The following is a 21,678-nucleotide window of genomic DNA, read 5'->3' on the forward strand; positions in this document are numbered from 1 at the left end:
ATCCTCTGTATGCAACGTTTTTCTGGAGGACAAACCCCATGGATCAAAGCAAGCCTTCGTTCTTTATCACGACGCCCATCTACTACGTCAACGCCGATCCGCACCTGGGCACGGCTTATTCCACCATCATCGCCGACGTTCAGGCTCGCTATCGCCGCTCCGCCGGCTATAACGTCAAGTTCCTGACCGGCATGGACGAGCACGGCGAGAAGGTCGCCGAGGCCGCAGCCAAGCACAACATGACGCCTCAGGAGTGGACCGACAGCCAGGCTCCGCACTTCAAGGAGCTTTGGAACAAGCTCGAGATCTCCAACGACGACTTCATCCGCACCACCGAGCCGCGCCAGCATCATGCCGTGCAGTACCTGTGGGAGCGCATGAAGGAGTCCGGTTACCTGTATAAGGGCAGCTACGACGGCTGGTATTGCGTGCCTGATGAGACCTACTTCACCGATACGCAGGTCCAGAAGGGCGACGAGGAGTACGGCAGCGTCGGCCAGCACCTGTGCCCCGACTGCCACCGTCCGCTTGAGCGCGTGCAGGAGGAGTCCTACTTCTTTAAGCTTTCCGCCTTCCAGGACAAGCTGCTCAAGCTCTATGACGAGCACCCCGACTTTGTCGAGCCTGCGTTCCGCATGAACGAGGTTCGCAGCTTTGTCGAGGGCGGCCTTAACGACCTATCCGTGAGCCGTACGAGCTTTGACTGGGGCATTCAGGTCCCGTTTGACGAGGGCCACGTGACGTATGTGTGGTTCGATGCGCTGCTCAACTATATGACGGCCGTCGGCTACGGTGTCGACACCGACGAGGCGCGTGCCGAGCTGGCCTATCGCTGGCCCGCGCAGTTCCACATCGTGGGTAAGGACATCATCCGCTTCCACTGCGTCATTTGGCCCGCCATGCTCATGGCCATTGGCGAGGCCCTGCCCGAGCACGTCTTTGCCCACGGCTTCCTGACCGTGCGCAATGCCGAGACTGGCAAGGCCGAGAAGATGTCCAAGAGCCGCGGCAACGCCATCGCTCCGCAGGACGTTATCGACATGCTGGGCGTCGAGGGCTATCGCTACTACTTCATGACCGACGTCGTCCCCGGTACCGACGGCGCCATCAGCTTCGACCGCATGGAGCAGGTCTACAACGCCGACCTGGCCAACAGCTGGGGCAACCTTATCTCGCGTTCGCTCAACATGAGCGGCAAGTACTTTGACGGTTGCGCGCCCGCCAAGCCCGCATCGTTCGATGCGTTCGACAACCCGCTGGCAAAGATCGCCGATGGTCTGGTCGAGCGCTACATGGCCAAGATGGACGTGCTCGATTACGGCGGAGCCAAGGACGAGGTCATGGAGCTCATCCATGCCGCCAACCACTACATCGAGGACTCTGAGCCTTGGGCACTTGCCAAGGACGAGGCCAAGGCTGACGAGCTGGCGTTTGTGATCTACAACCTGCTCGAGGCCATCCGCATTGCCGCCCACCTGCTGATGCCGCTCATGCCTCAGACCTCTGCCGAGGCCCTGCGCCGCCTGTCCTGCGAGGACGAGGCCGCGACCGACGACCTCAAGGGCATTTGCGCTTGGGGCCTGCTTGCCGGCGGTCAGCCTGTCGAGAAGGGCGAGCCGCTGTTCCCGCGTCTGGGCTAAGACGCGGCGCGCCATATCGGCAATTTGCTGTTTAGATGTAAGGGCATGGCCGCCACGGTCCATGCCCTTTCGTTTCAAGACGCCGCCATCATGCTAAGGAGGCAACTATGACAACTTCGCCTTTGGCAAACCCCACGGCAACAAGGGAGCTGCTGGAGGAGTTTGGCCTTGCGACCAAGCATCGCCTGGGCCAGAACTTCCTGATCGACAACCATGTGATCGAGCGCATTTGCGAGCTTGCCGAGCTTGCGGGCGATGAGCGCGTGCTCGAGGTTGGTCCGGGCGTTGGCACGCTCACGCTTGCGCTGTTGCAGGAGGCGGCGTGCGTCACGTCGATCGAAGCAGATCCCGAGCTCGAACCGGTGCTCGACGCCCATGCCGCCGACTATGCCAACTTCCGCTTTATCATGGGCGACGCGCTTAAGGTGGGCCCGGAGCAGATTGAGCAGGCCGCCGGCGGCGAGCCCACGGTATTTGTCGCGAACTTGCCCTATAACGTGGCGGCGACGATCATTTTGCAATTTTTCCAGACGATGCCGGCGCTCAAGCGTGCCGTCGTCATGGTGCAAAAGGAGGTTGCCGATCGCATTGCCGCAGTGCCGGGCAACAAGACCTATGGCGGCTATACGGCAAAGCTCGGCCTGTATGCGCAGGTGACGGGTCGCTTTGAGGTGCCGCCGCGTTGCTTTATGCCAGCGCCGCACGTGGACTCGGCCGTCGTGCGTATCGACCGTGTTGACGGCGTGGTGCCCGAGGGGCTCGATCGCGAGTTCGTGGCTCGTGTGATCGACGCTGCATTTGCTCAGCGGCGCAAGACCATCCGAAATTCCATGAGCGCCAACGGTTTTGCCAAGGACGTGCTCGATGCCGCTTTTGAGGTTTGCGGTATCGCACCCACCACGCGCGCCGAGACGCTCGATGTTGCCGACTTTGTCCGTCTGGCCCGGGAGCTAATCCATGACGCCTAATGCCGAACGCGTGACGTTTACCAAGAAAAAGAAGACGGTTGCTTGTCCCGTGCCCTTGGCGCCGCTTGCCGACACGCATGCACATCTGCTTTCGTTTTGGGGCAAGGATGTGCCCGAGACGCTCGTGCGCGCCAAAGCCGCGGGCGTCGACCTGTTGGTGACGATGTTCGACCCCATTGCCGACAAGCGCAGCGTGGCGGACTATAGCGACTGGCTGGCGCGCGAGATTCTTCCGATGCAGGATATCCCGCAGATCAAGTATCTTGCCGGCGTGCATCCGTATGGCGCGCCGGACTATACCGACGACGTTCATGCACAGGTCGTTGCGGCACTTGATGACCCCTTATGCGCCGGTATTGGCGAAATCGGCCTGGACTATCACATGGACTATGACGACGATATCGCGCCGGCACCCCATAACGTGCAGATTGATTGCATGGCGCGCCAGCTCGAGCTTGCCGTGCGCCGCAATGTGCCGGTGGAGCTGCACCTGCGTCACGAGGACTCGGATGGGGAGCGCACCTCGCACGTTGATGCGTACAACGTACTGCGCGAGGTGGGTGTGCCCCAGGCTGGTTGTGTGCTGCACTGTTTTGGCGAGGACCGCGCCACGATGGAGCGCTTTGTGGATTTGGGCTGCTATATCGCCTATGGCGGTGCGGCCACCTTTAAGCGCAACGACGATGTGCGCGAGGCATTTGCGGCAACCCCACTCGATCGAATTTTGTTCGAGACGGATTGCCCGTATATGGCTCCGGAGCCCATCCGCGGTCTTGAATGCGAGCCCGCAATGATCTCCATTACGGCAAACACGCTGGTCAACGACCGTGTCGATCGTACCGGCGAGGATGCTGAGGTAATCGCGCGAGCAGCTTGGGAAAATGCCTGCAAACTTTTTCAAAAATAGTTCTTGCGTTCGCGATGGCGCTCCGTTATTCTAATTTCTGCACGCGGGCGTGGCGGAATTGGCAGACGCGTACGGTTCAGGTCCGTATGGGGGCAACCCCATGAAGGTTCAAGTCCTTTCGCCCGCACCATTAAATGAAAGAGCTCCCAGCAATGGGAGCTTTTTTGTTATGGGCCCATCACAGGGACTTGAACCTGTAAAGGAGCGAGCGTAAAGAAAACGCGGAGCGTTTTTAGCGAGCTGGCGAGGACGCCGGCAGGCGGCCGAAGCCGGTGCGGATCCGCGAAGCGGATACGCGGACGTCCTTTCGCCCGCACCATTGAATGAAAGAGCTCCCAGCAATGGGAGCTTTTTTGTTATGTACGATCTCCTTGTGCGGGTATCCTAGTGCCAACGTATGCCTATCAGAGGAGAGACCATGCTGTTGTCCGGTATCATCGCCGCCCTTACCAGCCTTTTGATTCCCATCATCATTTTGTTGTTACTGCTTCCCAACGCCTGCTATGTCGTTGAACAACAGCATGCCGTGATCATCGAGCGTCTGGGCAAGTTTAACCGCATCGTCAACGCGGGCTTCCACATGAAGGTGCCCGTGATCGACCGCAAGGCCGCCACGGTGAGTCTGCGCACCATGAAAAACGGTTTTGGCATCGACGTTAAGACCCAGGACAACGTGACCATCGGCCTTGAGGTCTCTGCTCAGTACCACGTGAGCTATGACATGGGCGCCGGCCCGGCAGATTCGGGTATCTACAAGAGCTACTACATGCTGCAGGAGCCCGTCGACCAGATGCGTGACTTCATCACCGACGCCCTGCGCTCTTCGATCCCCGTCTACACACTCGATGAGGTCTTTGCCAAGAAGGATGACATCGCCAAGGATGTCAACGCTACCGTTTCCGAGCAGATGGCCGCCTACGGCTTCACCCTCGTGTCGACGCTCATCACCAAAATCGCACTGCCGACCGAGGTCGAGAACTCCATGAACGACATCAACGCCGCCCAGCGCAAGCGCGCTGCGGCACAGGAGCTCGCCGAGGCAGACCGTATCAAGCGCGTCACCGAGGCGACCGCCGAGGCCGAGGCTATGGAAAAGGCGGGCGAGGGCATCGCCAACCAGCGCAAGGCCATCGCGCTGGGCATCAAAGATTCACTCGAGATCATCCAGGAGACGGGCGTCGGCAACGACGAGGCCAACCAGCTGTTCATGTTTACGCAGTGGTCCGAGATGATGACGGAGTTCGCTCGCACGGGTAAAACTTCGACGGTCGTACTGCCGAGCGATTTCTCGCAGTCGGCCTCGATGTTCGAGCAGATGCTGACCGCCGGCAAAGTTCAAAACGGTTCGAAGGAGTAGGCGCGCGTGAAATACACCGTCGTTTGCGTCGGTAAGCTCAAGGAGCGCTTTTGGAAGGACGCGTGCGCTGAGTACGCCAAGCGCCTAGGTGCCTATGCCAAGGTTGATATCCGCGAGGTGGCCGATATCGACCCGGCTAAGGCGGGCGGCGTGGATGCCGCGCGCGACAAGGAGGGGGCGGCGATTCTTGCTGCCTTGCCGTCTCGAGCGCATGTGATCCTGCTGGCCATTGAGGGCAAAGAGCGCTCGAGCGAGGAGTTTTCGGCGCGGCTCGATGATCTTATGCTGCGAGGCAATAGCGACATCGCCTTTGTGATTGGCGGATCGGACGGCGTGAGCGATGGCGTGCGCGCACGAGCCGACGAGATGCTCAGCTTTGGACGCATTACCTTGCCGCATAACTTGGCGCGCGTGGTGCTGCTAGAGCAGATTTACCGTGCCTGCAAGATCAGTCGTGGCGAGCCGTATCACAAATAGGTCGGCAATACGAAACAATGGCGTGGGACAATACCTTTCGTTTTGAGGAATGTGTCTGAAAGGACTATGCGATATGAAGATTGGATTTGTCGGTTTTGGCAATATGGCGAGCGCTATGGCCGATGGCTGGATCGCTGCCGGTGTAGCTGCGAGCGACATGTGCGCCTGCGCGGGTCGCTACGACGCACTGGTTGAGCGCTGCGAGGCGCGCGGCATGGTCGCCTGCCACGATGCCGCCGAGGTTGTCGCCGCATCCGATATCGTGGTCGCTGCGGTCAAACCGTACATGATCGAGAAGATATTCGCCCCGCTCAAGGATGCTCTTGCCAAAAAGGTCGTTCTGTCGGTTGCCTGGACCTGGGACAGTGCCAAGTGGGAGCAGGTCCTGCCGGGCGTCGCGCATATCTCGACGGTGCCCAACACACCGGTTTCGGTGGGCGAGGGCGTCATCGCTTGCGAGAAGGCTTCCACGCTTAGTGATGAGCAGAGCACAGTGGTGCTTGATCTGCTTGGCAAGCTCGGCGCGGTGGTCGAGCTCGATACGAGCCTGCTGTTCGTGGGCGGCACGGTGGGTGGTTGCGCTCCGGCATTTGTCGCCATGGCAATCGAGGCTCTGGGCGATGCGGCGGTCAAGCACGGTATCCCGCGTGCCGATGCCTATCGCATTGTGAGCCAGATGGTGCTGGGTACGGCAAAGCTGCAGCTTGCAACTGGCCAGCATCCTGCGGCGATGAAGGATGCCGTATGCTCGCCCGGTGGTGCCACCATCAAGGGCGTCGTTGCGCTCGAGGACGCCGGCATGCGCAGCGCCCTGGTCAAGGCAATCGACGCGACTCTCCAGTAAAACCTGCCATTTAGGGACAGGTTTATTTTTGGCAGGTATTTTCTGCGGTTTTGTCCTTTTAGCGAAAAGCGCCCCGCAACTGGCTCAATTCCAGTTGCGGGGCGCTTGCGTTTGCCCAGATAAAACAGACCAAAATAAACCTGTCCCTTTTTGGCAGGTTAGTCCCAGAAGCTGTCTTCCTCATCCTCGGACTTGGGTCCGCGGTCGACGTACATCTTATGGGTACGCTTCTCCATTACAAAGGCAAGAATCGCAAATAACAGGATGCCGCCGGCGAAAAGGATGGCAAAACCGGTGCGGGTGCCAAACAAAAAGGAAAAAACTGCGTCCATTGGGTGCCTTCTTGCGTAGTTGAGTTGGGTCGTAAACGCTCATAAGTATATACTTGCCCATACATGTACAAGGTTGCAACCTAAATGGAATGTATATCGCCGGAGGATCTAATGCTTGATATCAAGTTTGTTCGCGAGAACCCCGATGCCATCGATGTCGCCATGGCTAACCGCCAGACGTCTTGGGATCGCGAGAAGTTCTTTGAGCTCGACGACGAGCGCCGTGCCGTCATCACCGAGGTCGAGGAGCTCCAGGCTACGCGCAATGCCGAGTCCAAGAAGATCGGCGCCCTGATGAAGGAGGGCAAGAAGGACGAGGCCGAGGCCGCCAAGGAGGCCGTGCGCGCCGTCAACGAGAAGATTGACGGTCTGGCCGAGCGCCGTACTGCTCTCGAGCAGGAGCAGTACGACTTCATGGCTCACCTGCCCAACATTCCTTGCGAGGCCACGCCGTACGGCAAGGACGAGGACGAGAACATTGAGCGCCGTCGTTGGGGCACCCCGCGCGAGTTCGACTTCGACTTTAAGCCGCATTGGGATCTGGGCACCGATCTGGACATCCTCGACTTCGAGCGCGGCAACAAGCTCTCCGGCAGCCGTTTTACCGTTCTCGGTGGCGCTGGCGCCCGCCTGGAGCGCGCCCTCATCAACTTCTTCCTCGATACGCACACCAGCCGTGGTTTTAAGGAGTGGTGGCCGCCCATCGTCGTCAAGCGTCAGACCATGTTTGGCACGGGTCAGCTGCCCAAGTTCGAGGACGACGCCTACCACGTCTCGGGCGACAACTTCCTGATCCCCACCGCCGAGGTCGTGCTTACCAACCTGCACGCCGGCGAGGTCCTCGATGCCGACACTCTGCCGCGTCGCTACACCGCCTTCACCCCCTGCTTCCGCGAGGAGGCCGGTTCCGCCGGTCGCGACACCCGCGGCATCATCCGTCAGCACGAGTTCGACAAGGTCGAGATGGTCAAGTTCGCTAAGCCGGAGGAGTCCGACGATGAGCTCGAGAGCATGACCGCCGAGGCCGAGTACCTGCTGCAGCAGCTGGGCCTTCCGTATCGCGTGATTAGCCTGTGCACCGGCGACTTGGGCTTCTCTGCCCGTCAGACCTACGACGTTGAGGTCTGGCTGCCGAGCTACAACGCCTACAAGGAGATTAGCTCCTGCTCCAACTGCGGTGACTTCCAGGCTCGCCGCGCCAACATCAAGTATCGCGACCCCGAGAACTTCAAGGGTTCGCGCTACCTGCACACGCTCAACGGTTCTGGCCTGCCGGCCGGCCGCACCATGGCTGCCATTCTGGAGAACTACCAGAACGCCGACGGCACCATCACGATCCCCGAGGTTCTGCGTCCTTACATGGGCGGTCTCGAGAAGATCGAGCCGGTCGCGTAACTTGGCTGCATAGGGGATATGCAAGGGCGCTCCTTCGGGGGCGCCCTATTTCGTGCGCAGGTCCATATCATGCCGTGCGGACAGCTCAATAGAAAACACACGAACAACTGTTCTGTATACAGCTATCTACCTGTTATGCTTTTGCTAAATAAGAGCGAGAGAAAGGGGACGCGATGGAGCTGTTTGATGATCGGGTGGTTTTGTTTGAGAGCGACGAGGGTGGGGAGTACCTGCTTGTAACGTGTGAGCCGTCTGGCATGGGTGGCCTGGTGGTTCGACAGACGAGTGAGGGTCCGTTGACACAATGGTGTTTTGAGGAGTCGCCGCATGTGGTCGAGACCTTTGTGACGCACGTGGGGCTTGTGGCGCTGGAGCACTTCTATGGAGTTGGGACTTCCAACCAGGTCGCGCGCATGCTGAGCATCTCGTTTGCCGATTATGATTGTGCCCAGCGGGTGAGATCGCTCCTGAGGGAACTTGATGCCAAGTTTGACGTGATCGAAAAGCCAATCGATCGTACGGGGAACGGCGGTATATGCGGAGCAGCATGACAAAACTGCGTTTCACAAAAAAGTTTGAGATTGAGCTTGACTCCAATAAGCTAAAGTGGTTTTATATGTCTTGCGCTGCGGCGTTACCTCAGCTGGATAGAGGGTCTGACTACGAATCAGAACGTCATAGGTTCGAATCCTATACGCCGCACCAATTGAGTTTTTAGCCTCCGGAAACGGGGGCTTTTCCTTTACGGGGGCATTGCGGAGATTCGAACCTCGTTCGAGGCGCGAGCGTCAAGAAAACGCGGAGCGTTTTTAGCGAGCGGGCGAGCGCGCCGGCAGGCGGGCGAAGCCGGTGCGGATCCGCGCGGCGGATGCGCGGAATCCTATACGCCGCACCAACTGAACTTTAAAGCCTCCGGTAACGGAGGCTTTTCTTATATCGCGATGCGTCGAAGATAGCATCAAGTGGTCAAAATGAGTAAAAATCAAATTTGATAACTTTTTTCGAAAATTGCTTGACCTTTATTCAGTCGATGTGCATAATAATCAACAAGTCGCGGCGTTACCTCAGCTGGATAGAGGGTCTGACTACGAATCAGAACGTCATAGGTTCGAATCCTATACGCCGCACCAATTGAAATTGAAAGCCTCCGGCGACGGGGGCTTTTCTTTTATGCCGCCACCGCATGGATTCGAACCTCGGTCGAGGCGCGGGCGTAAAGAAAACGCGGAGCGTTTTTAGCCCGCGGGCGAGCGCGCCGGCAGGCGGGCGAAGCCGGTGCGGATCCGCGCAGCGGATGCGCGGAATCCTATACGCCGCACCATTTGAGATTAAAGCTCCCGGCAACGGGGGCTTTTCTTTTACGCCAGCTTGAGTGCTTTCGTCCAAAGGGACGATTTCCTGTCGACTCGTGTAAGATTCCGAGTAGGTGTCGCGGCCCATCCGCGACCACTCCTTCTCTCAACGACCGATCAGGGTGATATTTCGTGGCAGAGCGTCCGACATACAGGCTCAGGTTTCTCGATCCCAAAAAGCGCTTTCCGGCGATGCCCGAGCAGCCTGCGGGGCGCTCATATGGCGTGGTCTGGAAACTCTTTGGCGAGGACCAGCATGAATCTTGTTATGTCGTCGAATTCGTTGGCAAAAGTCATGTGTCGCTTTTGGGCTACGTAAGCGTTTCGGGTGAGGTGTACAAGGTGGACCGCCCCGTCTGCGAGGCTCCGCTGCCCAACGATCCCGACATGGAACTGGTCCTTGACGAGTCGGATTCCAGTATTGGTGAGATTATGGTAAGGGAAGCCAACGGTGCAATGCGCGCGTGTGCGCAAACTGCCGGCTCTCCCGAAGGCCCCATGCGCGAGCAGTCCGACCACGAGACATGGAATTCGACCCGCGCCCTTCCTTACGGCGAGTTCATGGCCTCGATGTTCTTGCGCTACGTGATATTTGCCAACTCCGAAAGCGCTATTGTGAACACGGCGGACGCCGGCGGACTCGACGAGGGTATGCAAAACGTAGTCGACAAGATCAAGCTCGTAAAGTTGCCCGAGCCGGTCGAGGTGTTTTTGGGCTTTAACACGGCACCGCTCCCCGATGCTATCGAGACGCTGCTTTACCGCGTTGACCATGCCGAGAATCCGAGCGGTATCGAGCGCTATGCCGCCGCCCTTATGAGCGAAATTGACTTGCCCCGCCTGCGCACCATCGCTGCCAAGTCCGAGATGAGCCTGGCTCGCATTGATCGCTCAAAGATTTTCTATCTCAATTTTGATCGTAGCCTGCTGGACCAGGACGAGATTGACATGCTGCTTGCCGTCGAGTGCCGTCTCAACCGCCTCTCCGGCATCCTTGAGCGCATCGGGGCCGGATTGGTCCCTACGGCATCCTCGCCGAGCCTTGAGGGCTGCGCGCTCTTTGATGCGTGGCATATCGCCAAGACGACCAACGATGTTCCCCGACTGCTCGATACGGCTTCGAGCGATAACCCGTGGGGCAAGCCGGGTACGGTGGCTTGCCAGCCGGGCGGCGAGTGGGACGTGCGCACCCGTTTTGCGCGAATCGTTGAGGCGCTCAACGTGGTCACGCGGCTCGACTATACCTATCGGGCAAACGTTGCCGAGGGGATTATGCTCGTTCGGTTTGGGCAGTCTGTCGTTGATGCCATGCCGCAACGTGAATACGACGCTCAGGATGACGCCTGGCGCGAGCTGGACGAGGACACGCGGGCGATCTGGGCCGCGGAGCACGATGCGCGCGTGGCACTCACGCTTGCGGCAGCGTGTTTTGCCGCGGGCACCTGCATCACGCGCTGCTATGTGCAGATTGCTGCTACCGACAGTGAGCAGGGCGAGCGCGTTGTCGCAACGTATTTCTTTGGGCGTGCGGCCTATCTGGCCGATTGCGTGCCTGTCGCCAAGGATCTTGAGAGCATGGACATGGACGATATGCCGTGCAAGCGTGTGCTTGAGGCGTATGAGTCAACCGCTCCGGAGACGATTGAGCCTGCGGAGGTTCATGCTCGTCCGCGTGATGACCATCGCACGCTGCCGCCGGCGCTGCGCAATCTGCTGCTTGCCGATACGGCTGACGAGTTGGAGGTCATGGAAGAGGACGACGACCCATACGTGGCCCGTGTTGTTGAATTGCGCGAGCAGGCAAAAGTCGACCGTACAGGTGCTTTTGAAGGCTTTTCCCGTCTTGTCGAGGAGTTGGAGGCTAAGTGCGCCGTCGCCGAGCTTTTGGCGACAGGTCCGGTTCAAACGCAGTTTTGCGATAACCAGCTGGTGCGCATGGTGCTACCGGTGTTGGAAGAAGACCGCTCGGTGCGGATCCTTCGTGCGCCCGATGCGCTGTACTTTGCCCAGCACGAGATTTGCAGCTTTTACGCCGAGCAAGAGGACTTTGAACGAGCACTGCCCGAGGTGCGCCATCTTTACGATCTGGCGCGCTCGTCCATGCAATCGCACTTTGCGCTCATCAACGTGCTTGCGCGTCTGGAGCGCTTTGACGAGATTATCGAGGTGGCGCGCCACGGCCTACGTATTGCCAGCGATCGTTCTGCAATTGGCTACCTGTTCTACCGCTTGGCGTTTGCCTATTGGAATTGCGATCAGCTCGACCTGGCGCTGGCTTGTTACCGTCTAGTGCCGCGCGGCGAGGAGTCGGGCAGCAGCGCGCTGGAAGAAATGCAGGGCCTTATGAACGAGATGGGCGTCAGCGAGCCTCCGACGTTCGAAGAAGCGGTCGAGACCATCCACAAGGCTGGACTTGAGTTGCCGCCAGTGTCCGCCGTGACGAATCAGCTGGCAGATGCCGCTGTGCAACTGGTCGACAACGGCTTCTTTTTCCTGGCACGCGGTTGCATCTTCCAAATGTGGCGCACCATGGGCAACGACGAGCTCGGCTCCCTCAACCGCTCGCTGGGGTAGGCGAAGCTTCCAAGGAGGAAAGGATGCTAGGCAATTAGAAAATTTCCTCTTGCCCATCCTTGGCTGTTTGGTTACTATAGAACGGCTGTTACGGAGAGCTGACCGAGAGGCCGAAGGTGCTCGCCTGCTAAGCGAGTATGCCCCAAAAGGGCATCTGGGGTTCGAATCCCCAGCTCTCCGCCAGTTTAACTTTAAAGAAGGGTCCCATCGGGGGCCCTTTTTTATTATCGAGAAAGGGCGCTGGGGATTCGAACCCTCAAAAAAAGGAGGCATCCTTTCGGACACCTCCTTTCAGCGAGTGTATTGTTCTTCGATCTTACATCTCGGGCGCCTTGGCGACGGTCTCGCTCTCGGCTGTGAGCGGGCGGTTGTCGATGCGGCGGCCCAAGCGATCGAGCTTCACGAGCAGCCATTCAATGGGATTCGGCCCTGCACCTTCCTCGTCGGCAACCAGGTCCATAACGGCGATTTTGGTGCCGTCCTGCTTGAGAGTAACGCTGCCCACCTTGTCGCCCACATGCACCGTGCCCGAAAGATCGTCGTAGCTAACCTTTTCGGTCACCTCGCCGGCAAGGGAAAACACGGTCGCTTGCGCCGTAGGATCGGCGAGTGTGGCGTCGATTGTCTTATCCGTCCAGTCGGTTTGGCCAATGCGCGCCATAAGCGGGTTGCCGTTGGCGGTCTTTTCCTGCGTGTTGGCGATTGCGACCGTCACCTTGTGGCCGTAGTACCAGTTGGCAAGGGTGGCGGTATCGGTAAAGCGCTGATCGGTGGTGGTGGAGTTCAAAATAACGGTGTAGATCTCGTCGCCGTCGCGGTTGTAGGCGCTCGTAAAGCAATAGCCCGCGTCGTCGGTGGTGCCGGTCTTGCCACCGATGTTGCCATCTTGGCCCAGCAAATAGTTATGCGTGTCCATGGAATGCGAATGGTCGGTGCCGTCGGCGCCCGTGACTTCGATCCAGGAATCCTCGCTCGCTACGACCTCGCGGATCGTGTCGTTTTTCATGGCCTCCTGCATCATCAGCGCTACGTCGTGTGCGGTTGAGTGCATATCGCCAGCCCACTCATCAAAGTCCAGACCATGCGGGTTTTCAAAAAGCGTACCGGTGCAGCCGAGCTTCTTAGCGCGCTCGTTCATGGCCTTCACAAATGTGGCCTCGGCGTCTTTGGTCTTAGGGTCGATTTTCTTGCCCACATATTCGGCGAGCACGATGGCGGCGTCGTTGCCCGAGGGAATCATCAGGCCGCGCAGTGCCTGCTCCACGGTAAGCTCGTCGCCTTCGAGCAAGCCGGCGGTCGAATTACCCACGGTGGCTGCGGCGTTGCTCACCGTGACCTTCTCGTCCATCTTGCAATTCTCGACGGTTAGGATTGCGGTCATGACCTTGGTGATCGAGGCAATCTTGACCTGCTCATCGGCGCCGCGCCCATAGTAGACGGTGCCGTCTTTGCCCATGACGAGGGCATTGGTCGCATCGATATCGGGCAGGTTTTCGGCCGTGATGCCGCGCGCATCGGCGGTTTTGCCGCAAACATTGTCGGTCGTGAGCACTTGGGCGCCGGCGACGGTGGGCGCGCCAGCGGCAAGGGCGATAGCGCAGACAAAGCCGGCGGCAAGCTGGGCTGAGCGCTTTGCAAAAGAGGTGAGGGACTTCACAGATTTCGCTTTCGACGGGATGGTCTCTTCTGAAACTAGAGTATATCGTTTGCCGGCGTCGGCGATCATCGCGTGCGCGCTTGGCCCACATCCGCACCCGAACGGGCACAAGGGTGCTTAAGGCCGACTTAATCACCCACGCTTGTTGTGTGTGGCGTGCGTCGCCTCAGGCATAATGGAGCGCGAGAGGAGCACGCATGAACGAGCGCATTTTGGTAGTTGATGACGAAAAGGCCATCGCCGACTTGGTTGGCATCTACCTTACAAAAGAGGGCTTTGATGTCCAGATTGCCTATAGCGGGGCCGATGCTGCCAAGGCGATTTTGGAGCAGGAGTTCGATCTGGCGCTGCTTGATGTCATGCTGCCCGATATCGATGGGTTTGAGCTGCTGCGTACGATCCGTTCCAGCCATACCTATCCCGTGATCATGCTGACGGCGCGCGATGCCCAGCAAGACAAGATCGGGGGCCTTTCGCTTGGCGCGGACGATTACGTGGTTAAGCCGTTCCGTCCGCTGGAGCTCATCGCGCGCGTGCACGCTCAGCTTCGCCGCTACACCAGCTACGGTAGCCGTGCACAGGCGGCCGAGTCGCCGACCATTCAGCTCGACGGCTTGGAGATCAACCGCGATGCTCGTTCCGTGACAGTGGACGGTTCACCGGTACGCCTCACACCCACCGAGTATTCAATCTTGCTGTATCTGGTCGAGCATCGCGGCAGCGTGGTGGCCGTGGAGGACCTGTTCCGCGCGGTGTGGAGCGAGGATTTTATGCCCGGCTCCAACAATACGGTGATGGTGCATATTCGCCACTTGCGCGAAAAGATCGGCGACGACGCACAAAAGCCACGCTTTATCAAAAACGTCTGGGGCGTCGGCTACATCATCGAATAACGCTTTTCGCTTGTGAGGATCTTGATATGACAAAAGACGATAGGCAAGCGTTCGAGGTGCCCGATCGGCTCTTTGAATACGTGAGGTCGGTCGTCGACAACCGCGCGCTTGCAACGGTGCTGCTCTTTTTGCTGAGCCTGCTGCTGATTGGCATCGACAACATCGTCGGAATCTTGGCGGTGCTGCTTGTCGGCTTTTTGCTGATCGATCGATTTGAGATCGTGTGCCGCTGCGTGGTGATTGGCGGCGCCGCGTGGGCCATGACGTTGGCGATTGGCGCCATGGCGCTCGGCGGCATCGAAGGGCCGGTGCTGTTCGATGCCGGCTTTGTATTCAACATGCTTGGCTTTGTGCTGGCGCTTGCCGCGTGCGTGCTGTTCTTGTGCGGCCGTGCCCTGTACTACCAGGGCTACGAACAGGGCGAGCAGCATGCCGATTGTGTGCTGGCCGCTCGTATTCAAGATCGCCTGATCGATCACCCCGACACCTGGGACAACATCGACGGCGACTTCTTGGAGGTCGAGGGCGCCCTTAACCGCGTGCGTGACCGTGAGCGCAAGGTGCAGCAAGCTCTGCGTGACGAGTCGCATCGCAAGGACGATCTGGTTACGTACTTGGCACATGACCTACGCACCCCGCTTGCGAGCGTAGTGGGCTATCTTTCGCTGCTGCAAGAGGCTCCTGAGCTGCCGGTTGAGCAACGTGCGCACTTTACGGGCGTGGCTCTCGACAAGGCGCACCGGCTCGATGCGCTCATCGAAGAGTTCTTCGATATCACGCGCTTTGACTTCCACGATATCGTGCTCACGCGCGGCTATGTTGATCTGGGGTTGCTGCTGGCTCAGGTGGCTGACGAGTTCTATCCCATCCTCAACGAGCAGCATAAGGAAGTCCAAGTTGATATTCGCGAGGACCTGACGGTGCTCGTGGATGGCGACAAAATGGCTCGCGTGTTCAACAACATCATGAAAAACGCTATTGCCTATAGCTATGAGGGCTCGACCATCACGATCGAGGCCAGACGCCGGGACGGCGGTGGCGTGCGCGTGCGCTTTATCAATCAGGGCGATCCCATCCCTGAGGCAAAGCTCAAGGTGATCTTTGAGAAGTTCTATCGCCTGGATGCGGCGCGTGCGACCAATCGCGGCGGCGCTGGACTGGGGCTTGCCATCGCCAAGGAGATCGTATGCGCGCACGGCGGTACCGTTGCATGTGAATCGACGCCCGAACACACGATATTCACCATCGAGCTGCCCGCCGCATAGCCAGTGTGCCCTTACAAACACTTGACAATGCGCTCACGTGCATATGAGCCGTGATTCCTACTATCGATACTGCTGAATTGATATCGATGTGGAGGTATGCGGTATGACGGCTGCTGCGGCTGTGGAGCCCACGGAGCTTGAAGAACTCATGAAAGCGCAGGCCGAGGCCGCGCGCGAGCGCGAGGTTGGGGATGCGACTCGCCCCACGGCAGAGGATCTTGCCGCCTCGCCGACGCGTATCGATGTCGAGGGCCTCGACCTGTTCTATGGCGACCACCATGCGCTCAAGGACGTGAATATCAAGATCCGCGACAAGCAGATCACCTCGTTCATCGGGCCTTCGGGCTGCGGAAAGTCCACGTTGCTGCGCTGCTTTAACCGCATGAACGACGGCATCAAGGATTGCCGCATCGAGGGCAAGATTGCGCTCGATGGTCAAGATATCCTGGGCGACTACGACATCTGCCGCCTTCGCCAGCGCGTGGGCATGGTGTTCCAGCGCCCCAACCCGTTTCCCATGAGCATCTACGACAACGTCGCGTATGGTCCGCGCGGTATGGGTGTGCGCGATCGCGCTGCGCTGGATGAGCTGGTCGAGGACTCCCTTCGTCGCGCTGCGCTATGGGATGAGGTCAAGGACAAGCTCAAAGAGTCGGGTCTGGGTCTTTCGGGCGGCCAGCAGCAGCGTCTGTGCATCGCCCGCGCACTTGCCGTGCAGCCCGACATTCTGCTGATGGACGAGCCGACCTCGGCACTCGACCCTGTGTCGACGCTGGTGGTGGAGCAGCTGGCCTGCGAGCTCAAAGAGACCTGCACGCTCGTGGTCGTTACGCACAATATGCAGCAGGCGGCGCGTATCTCCGATTCGGTCGCATTCTTTTTGCTGGGTGAGCTGGTGGAGCACGCGCCCACCGCGCAACTCTTCAAGAATCCGACCGATCCGCGCACGGCGGATTATTTGACGGGACGTTTTGGCTGATACCATCTAGTAAAGGTACCTTTAGGGTTAAGATGCGGTCATGCCGGCCGCAAAGGGGTTCAACATGATCTATTACGTCGAGGACGATGACAACATCAGGGATTTGACGGTCTATGCACTGCGCAAGCAGGGGATTGAGGCCGAAGGCTTTTCGTGCGACGGTGAGTTTAAGGCTGCCGTGGCGCGACGGGTACCCGATGCCGTCCTGCTCGACATCATGCTGCCCGATACCGATGGCTTGGCGATTATGCGTCGACTGCGTGCCGATCGCCTGACGGCGACGGTGCCCATCATGATGCTTACCGCCAAGGATACCGAGCTCGACAAGGTGATGGCGCTCGATGGCGGTGCCGACGATTACCTGACTAAGCCGTTTTCGCTCATGGAGCTCGCCAGCCGCTGCCGCGCACTGCTGCGTCGCGGCGGCATGGTCAAACAGGCAAGCGATGTGCTCAGCGTGGGCGACATTGTGCTCTCGCCCAGCCATCGTGAGGTGACTGTTGCCGGCGAGTCGCTTAAGCTCACCCTGCGCGAGTTCGACCTGCTCGAGTACCTCATGCGCAAGCCCGGCGTGGTCTTTACCCGCGAGTCGTTGCTGCAGAGCGTGTGGGGCTGGGACTTCGACGGCGGTTCGCGCACCGTTGACGTGCACGTGCAGACGCTTCGCCAAAAACTGGGCGAGCATGCCAGCGCCATCGAGACCGTGCGCGGCGTGGGCTACCGCTTGGCCGAGCCTTCTGCCGGTGATGGTGCCGAAGGTGACGACACCGCGGCCACCGCATCGGAGGAGTAACCCGTGGTCTTCGCCCCCCAGGGAAAACATACGCTGTCGCACCGCGTTTTTGTGACGATCTTTGTCTGCGCCATGGCGGTTATCGTGGCGTTTACGGTGCTGGGTGCGTTCTTTGTGCAAAACACCTTGGCGGATGCCACGAGTGCCAATCTGGCGCAGGAAACCGAGCTCATTGCTGCCGCCCTCGACGAGCAGCAGGAGCCCATCCCGTTCTTGCGTAGCCTCGATCGAGAGGACTTGCGCATCACGCTGATTAACAAGGATGGATCGGTTGCCTACGACAACGAGGCGTCGCCTTCCACACTGCCCAACCATGGCGATCGCCCCGAGGTCATCGAGGCCTTTGAGAGTGGTTCGGGTTCCGCGGAGCGCGCAAGCTCTACGCTCGACGAGATTATGCTGTATCGCGCCGTCGCCCTTGATAACGGCCAGGTTGTCCGCTTGGCGCAGGCCCAGCCTGGCGTTGCGGCGATTTTGCTGTCGATGGTGGCGCCGATGCTGCTTATCGCAGCAGCGGGTGCGGTACTCTCGTTTTTTATGGCGCGCCGCGAGTCCCGTGCCATCATCGCGCCTTTGCAAGAGGTGGATTTGGACCACCCACGCCGTAGCTATGAGCACGCCTATGCCGAGATGGTCCCCATGCTTGAGCGTATTGAGTCGCAGCGCCAGGAGCTCAAGCGCCAAATGGCGGTGCTGGCGGACAACGACCGTATGCGCCGCGAGTTCACGGCGAATATCACCCATGAGCTCAAGACGCCGCTTACGGCGATTTCGGGCTATGCCGAGCTCATCGCAAACGGCATGGTCGAGGGCGAGGGCGACCTGCGCAACTTTGGCGGTCGCATCTATCGTGAGGCGGGCCGCTTGGCAGCGCTTGTCAACGATATCCTTACGCTGTCTAACTTGGACGAGGCCGAGCGTGCAGCTGAGGGCGAGGCGGTGCCCATTGGGTCCACGGAGCCTATTGAGCTCTCACGTGCCATCTACGCGGTCGAGCAGCGTCTTGAACAGGTCGCCCGTCAGGCGAATGTGACGATAAGTCATGAGACCAAGCCTGTGGTCATCGAGGGCGTGTCGCGCTTGCTTGACGAGCTCATCTATAATCTGGCAAGCAACGCCATCCGCTACAATCGACCCGGCGGTACGGTTACGCTGCAGTGCGGCACCAACGACGAAGGCCATCCGTTCCTTGCGGTCGCCGACACGGGAATCGGTATCGCGCCTGAAGAACAGGGCAAGGTATTTGAGCGGTTCTATCGCGTGGACAAGAGTAGGTCCAAGGCACGCGGCGGAACCGGTCTGGGGCTTGCCATTGTCAAGCATGCGGCCCTGTATCATCACGCCACGCTCGATCTGTCGAGCGAGTTGGGCGTGGGAACCACCATTACGGTGACGTTTCCCATACAGCAGGACGAGCCATTCGCATAGCGATATAACATAGATATTGATGCAGACGCCGCATTTGACTTTCGGGTGCGGCGTTGTTGTGCAATTTTACGATTGCTTCCGACATTTTTACAGGAGAGCCTGTTTCTTATGTATAGAGTTTGGTCTCGGTAAAAAGATGCGATAACATACGGACAGTTTTGTCAATCCGAACTGGGGAAATGAAAGGCAAGCTGCATGACCCTTCTCGAACTGTTCCAGCTGCTGAAGAAGCACCTTCAGCTGGTCATCACCCTTCCGGTGGTCTGCGCGATCGCCATGGGCATCGTGTCCTTCGTTGCGATGGACAACACCTATACCGCGACGACGAGCATGTACATTCTCGCCAAGACCGACGATAGCGGTCAGATGAGCTACAACGATCTCTCGGCGAGTCAGATGCTTTCCAACGATATCGCCACGCTGCTGGATAGCGATAGCGTTAAGAGCGGCGCAGCCAATGAACTGGGCCTCACCGATCTGGATGACTACAAGGTGTCTGTTTCCTCCGAGACCACCACGCGTGTCATTACGCTTTCGGTTACCGGCACCGATGCCAAGGAGACGGCTAAGGTCGCAAAGGCCATGGCCAGCTCGGTGAGTACGGTCGCTCAGAACGTCGGCGCTGCCCAGAGCATCAACGTTATCGACGAGGCTAAGACCCCCGAAGCCCCCAGCGGTCCCAAGCGTATGCTGTACGTTGCTGTCGCGTTCCTCGCCGGTATCTTTATCGCAGTCGCCTATGTCGTTTTGGCAGACATGCTCAATACCCGCATCCGCGGTGCCGAAGAGGCAGAAGAGCTCCTGGGCATTCCCGTTGTTGGCCGAATTCCGGCTATGAAAGGTGGTAAATAGGCATGGCTAAGGCAAAGAACACCGATAAGCTCGTTGTACAGAATGCCGCCAAGACCCTTCTGGCCAACATCCGCTTTGCGAGCGTGGACGACCCCATTCGCTCCATTACTGTCACGTCCTCGATTCCCAACGAGGGCAAGTCTACGGTTTCCATCAACCTTGCCCAGGCTATCGCCACGAGCGGCAAGTCCGTGCTCCTGGTCGAGGCCGATATGCGCCGCAGGTCCCTTTCCGATATGCTCGGCGTTCGTTCGCGCGGCGGACTCTATGCGGTCCTTTCCGAGCAGATCTCCATTGACCAGGCAATTGTCGAGACGGGTCAGAAGAACTTCTACTTCCTCGATGCCGAGCCGCACATTCCCAATCCTGCTGACATCATCGTCTCTCACCGCTTTGCCAAGCTGGTAAAGGCACTGTCCGCCAAGTTTCAGTACGTCATCTTTGATGCTCCCCCGGTCGGCACCTTCATCGATGCTGCCGAGATCGCAAGTCTGACCGACGGCACGCTGTTCGTGGTGCGCGAGGACTTCACCAAGCGCGAGGAGGCACTCAACGCTATCGGCCAGCTTAAGAAGTCCGAAAAGGTCAAGCTCATCGGTACCGTTATGAACTACTGCGAGACCGAGACCAGCGAGTACTACTACTCCTACTACACCAAGGACGGTAAGAAGGTGAAGAAGGGCTCCGACGATCAGGGGACTTCCAAAAAGGGCATCTTCACCAACCGAGCAAACGTTTAGTTGATTAAGGCTGACCTATGCGTGACATTCATTGCCATATCTTGCCGGGTGTAGACGACGGCGCCGCCGATCTCGATGAGAGCTTGGCGATGCTCGAGGCTGCCAAGCGGGCCGGTGTAACCAGAATCGTTTGCACTCCTCACTGCCGTGATCCCTATTTTGATTACGACAAGATGTGGGATGCCTTTGAGCTGCTGCGTGATAACGCTGACGGTTTTCCGCTCCAGATGGGCTTCGAGGTCAACCATCGAAAGCTCGTTGAGCTTGGTATCGATGCCGCGGAGCACTTGCATTTCGATGGGACCAACGAGTTTCTGCTCGAGCTTTCGACGCATGCCGATGCGTATGCGTTTAGAGAGTACGAGAACACGATTTACGATTTGCAGTGCCGTGGCTACCAGGTGATCATCGCTCATCCTGAGCGCTATCGTGCGGTTCAAAAGGATGTAAGCGTGGCGGAGCGTCTGGTCGATATGGGCTGCAAGCTGCAGGCTTCGGCGGACTTTATTGCCGGCGGTCGCTTTGGTCGCGAGAAAAAGCCGGCACAGCGCCTGTTCGATCAGAACCTGTACAGCTTCATCGCGAGCGATGCCCATAACGTGGGTCATTACGACTGCCTGGCGAAGGCTCGCGCGAAGTTTAGCGTGCGCGGAGCTCATTTTCGCTAATATCTGTCCCTAACGTTCGCATTGAATGAAAGGGCAGCCATGGATATCCAACTTAAGACGGGATGCTTTGATGACGCGGCGTTGGTGCGCCGCGTCGTTTTTATGGACGAGCAGGGCTACGAGAATGAGTTCGACGCTATCGACGAGGATCAGAACTGCATTCATGTGACGCTCTATGTAGACGGCGAGCTTGCCGGTTGCTCGCGCGTGTTTCCCGAGGAGCTTGAGCGCGTGGCTGACGCAGAGGCCCCGGTGTTGCCGGCATGCGACATGGACGAAGGCGTTGCGGCGGGGGAGGCCTACATTATGGGGCGCGTCGCCGTGCTGCCGGCTATGCGTCGTCGCGGACTGGCGAGTGCGATCGTCGAGGCCAGTGCTTCGTGTGCACGCGATGCCGGCGCTAAGCTTATTAAGCTGCATGCGCAGGAATACGTGTTGCCGCTCTATGCAAAGGCGGGCTACACGCAAATTGCCCCGGTAGATTACGAAGACGAGGGCCAGCCCCATGTCTGGATGGCCAAGCGCGTAGATGGCAGATAGGGACGTTCCTTTTCTGC

Annotated in this window: 20 protein-coding genes and 4 tRNA genes; 22 read left to right on the top strand and 2 right to left on the bottom strand. The window is 58.8% G+C overall.

Annotated elements, in window-relative coordinates; translation table 11 throughout:
• The first annotated feature begins 38 nt into the window (after positions 1-38).
• From metG to proC, 7 genes are all read left to right on the top strand, one after another.
• Positions 39-1,640, top strand: coding sequence for a methionine--tRNA ligase (metG, locus tag I4W09_RS03000; RefSeq protein ID WP_161115710.1), 1,602 nt, complete (start codon positions 39-41; stop codon positions 1,638-1,640).
• 107 nt (positions 1,641-1,747) lie between these two features.
• Positions 1,748-2,608, top strand: coding sequence for a 16S rRNA (adenine(1518)-N(6)/adenine(1519)-N(6))-dimethyltransferase RsmA (rsmA, locus tag I4W09_RS03005; RefSeq protein WP_196031706.1), 861 nt, complete (start codon positions 1,748-1,750; stop codon positions 2,606-2,608).
• Entirely contained in the window at positions 2,598-3,515 is a 918-nt protein-coding gene (locus I4W09_RS03010) for a TatD family hydrolase (protein ID WP_196031708.1), read from the top strand. The genes rsmA and I4W09_RS03010 overlap by 11 nt, the downstream gene beginning before the upstream one ends.
• Positions 3,516-3,558: 43 nt before the next feature.
• A tRNA-Leu gene (locus I4W09_RS03015) sits at positions 3,559-3,645 on the top strand.
• A gap of 288 nt (positions 3,646-3,933) precedes the next feature.
• Entirely contained in the window at positions 3,934-4,872 is a 939-nt protein-coding gene (locus tag I4W09_RS03020; RefSeq protein ID WP_161115708.1) for an SPFH domain-containing protein, read from the top strand.
• A gap of 6 nt (positions 4,873-4,878) precedes the next feature.
• Complete coding sequence (rlmH, locus tag I4W09_RS03025; RefSeq protein ID WP_196031710.1) at positions 4,879-5,349, top strand: 23S rRNA (pseudouridine(1915)-N(3))-methyltransferase RlmH; 471 nt, start codon at positions 4,879-4,881, stop codon at positions 5,347-5,349.
• A gap of 73 nt (positions 5,350-5,422) precedes the next feature.
• A complete protein-coding gene (gene proC / locus I4W09_RS03030) occupies positions 5,423-6,193 on the top strand; it encodes a pyrroline-5-carboxylate reductase (RefSeq protein WP_196031712.1) in 771 nt (256 codons plus the stop codon).
• Between the two features lie 158 nt (positions 6,194-6,351).
• Here the strand turns inward: proC and I4W09_RS03035 are convergent, their stop codons facing one another.
• On the bottom strand, positions 6,352-6,525 hold the full coding sequence (locus I4W09_RS03035; protein ID WP_006235069.1) for a DUF6724 family protein: 174 nt from the start codon (positions 6,523-6,525) through the stop codon (positions 6,352-6,354).
• A gap of 111 nt (positions 6,526-6,636) precedes the next feature.
• On the opposite strand from I4W09_RS03035, the gene serS reads away from it, so the two are divergent.
• The 6 genes from serS (at position 6,637) to I4W09_RS03065 (ending at position 12,029) form a co-directional block, all read left to right on the top strand.
• Positions 6,637-7,920, top strand: a complete 1,284-nt coding sequence (gene serS, locus I4W09_RS03040; protein ID WP_022094532.1) for a serine--tRNA ligase — start codon at positions 6,637-6,639, stop codon at positions 7,918-7,920.
• A gap of 173 nt (positions 7,921-8,093) precedes the next feature.
• Positions 8,094-8,471, top strand: a complete 378-nt coding sequence (locus I4W09_RS03045) for a hypothetical protein (RefSeq protein WP_022094533.1) — start codon at positions 8,094-8,096, stop codon at positions 8,469-8,471.
• A 77-nt stretch (positions 8,472-8,548) separates the two neighbouring features.
• Positions 8,549-8,625 (top strand) — tRNA-Arg (locus I4W09_RS03050).
• A gap of 348 nt (positions 8,626-8,973) precedes the next feature.
• Positions 8,974-9,050 (top strand) — tRNA-Arg (locus I4W09_RS03055).
• Between the two features lie 354 nt (positions 9,051-9,404).
• Positions 9,405-11,846 carry a tetratricopeptide repeat protein gene (locus I4W09_RS03060; protein WP_196031714.1) on the top strand — a complete coding sequence of 814 codons (2,442 nt, stop codon included), beginning with the start codon at positions 9,405-9,407 and terminating at the stop codon, positions 11,844-11,846.
• 92 nt (positions 11,847-11,938) lie between these two features.
• Positions 11,939-12,029: transfer RNA gene (locus I4W09_RS03065), tRNA-Ser, on the top strand.
• A gap of 133 nt (positions 12,030-12,162) precedes the next feature.
• Here the strand turns inward: I4W09_RS03065 and I4W09_RS03070 are convergent.
• Positions 12,163-13,503, bottom strand: a complete 1,341-nt coding sequence (locus I4W09_RS03070; RefSeq protein WP_196031716.1) for a D-alanyl-D-alanine carboxypeptidase family protein — start codon at positions 13,501-13,503, stop codon at positions 12,163-12,165.
• Positions 13,504-13,700: 197 nt separating this feature from the next.
• Here I4W09_RS03070 and I4W09_RS03075 point away from each other — a divergent pair, with 197 nt between their 5' ends.
• The 9 genes from I4W09_RS03075 to I4W09_RS03115 all read left to right on the top strand — a co-directional run bounded on the left by I4W09_RS03075 (position 13,701) and on the right by I4W09_RS03115 (position 21,661).
• Positions 13,701-14,396 (top strand): response regulator transcription factor, encoded by a 696-nt coding sequence (locus I4W09_RS03075; RefSeq protein WP_195503860.1) that lies wholly within the window; start codon positions 13,701-13,703, stop codon positions 14,394-14,396.
• Positions 14,397-14,422: 26 nt separating this feature from the next.
• A complete protein-coding gene (locus tag I4W09_RS03080) occupies positions 14,423-15,661 on the top strand; it encodes a sensor histidine kinase (protein WP_196031719.1) in 1,239 nt (412 codons plus the stop codon).
• Positions 15,662-15,764: 103 nt separating this feature from the next.
• Positions 15,765-16,640: a phosphate ABC transporter ATP-binding protein PstB gene (gene pstB, locus I4W09_RS03085; protein WP_215694906.1), complete on the top strand. Its 876-nt coding sequence runs from the start codon at positions 15,765-15,767 to the stop codon at positions 16,638-16,640.
• A 64-nt stretch (positions 16,641-16,704) separates the two neighbouring features.
• Complete coding sequence (locus tag I4W09_RS03090; protein WP_050766101.1) at positions 16,705-17,433, top strand: response regulator transcription factor; 729 nt, start codon at positions 16,705-16,707, stop codon at positions 17,431-17,433.
• 3 nt (positions 17,434-17,436) lie between these two features.
• Positions 17,437-18,861 (top strand): sensor histidine kinase, encoded by a 1,425-nt coding sequence (locus I4W09_RS03095; protein ID WP_271737930.1) that lies wholly within the window; start codon positions 17,437-17,439, stop codon positions 18,859-18,861.
• A gap of 195 nt (positions 18,862-19,056) precedes the next feature.
• The gene (locus tag I4W09_RS03100; protein ID WP_022094058.1) at positions 19,057-19,713 is read left to right on the top strand and encodes a YveK family protein; all 657 of its coding nucleotides are present in this window, start codon (positions 19,057-19,059) and stop codon (positions 19,711-19,713) included.
• Between the two features lie 2 nt (positions 19,714-19,715).
• Positions 19,716-20,453, top strand: a complete 738-nt coding sequence (locus I4W09_RS03105; RefSeq protein ID WP_196031722.1) for a CpsD/CapB family tyrosine-protein kinase — start codon at positions 19,716-19,718, stop codon at positions 20,451-20,453.
• 17 nt (positions 20,454-20,470) lie between these two features.
• The gene (locus I4W09_RS03110) at positions 20,471-21,121 is read left to right on the top strand and encodes a tyrosine-protein phosphatase (protein ID WP_022094060.1); all 651 of its coding nucleotides are present in this window, start codon (positions 20,471-20,473) and stop codon (positions 21,119-21,121) included.
• A 39-nt stretch (positions 21,122-21,160) separates the two neighbouring features.
• On the top strand, positions 21,161-21,661 hold the full coding sequence (locus I4W09_RS03115) for a GNAT family N-acetyltransferase (protein WP_138114010.1): 501 nt from the start codon (positions 21,161-21,163) through the stop codon (positions 21,659-21,661).
• Positions 21,662-21,678: the final 17 nt, after the last annotated feature.

It is taken from the genome of Collinsella aerofaciens, from assembly GCF_015670795.1.
Lineage (GTDB): Bacteria > Actinomycetota > Coriobacteriia > Coriobacteriales > Coriobacteriaceae > Collinsella > Collinsella aerofaciens_Q.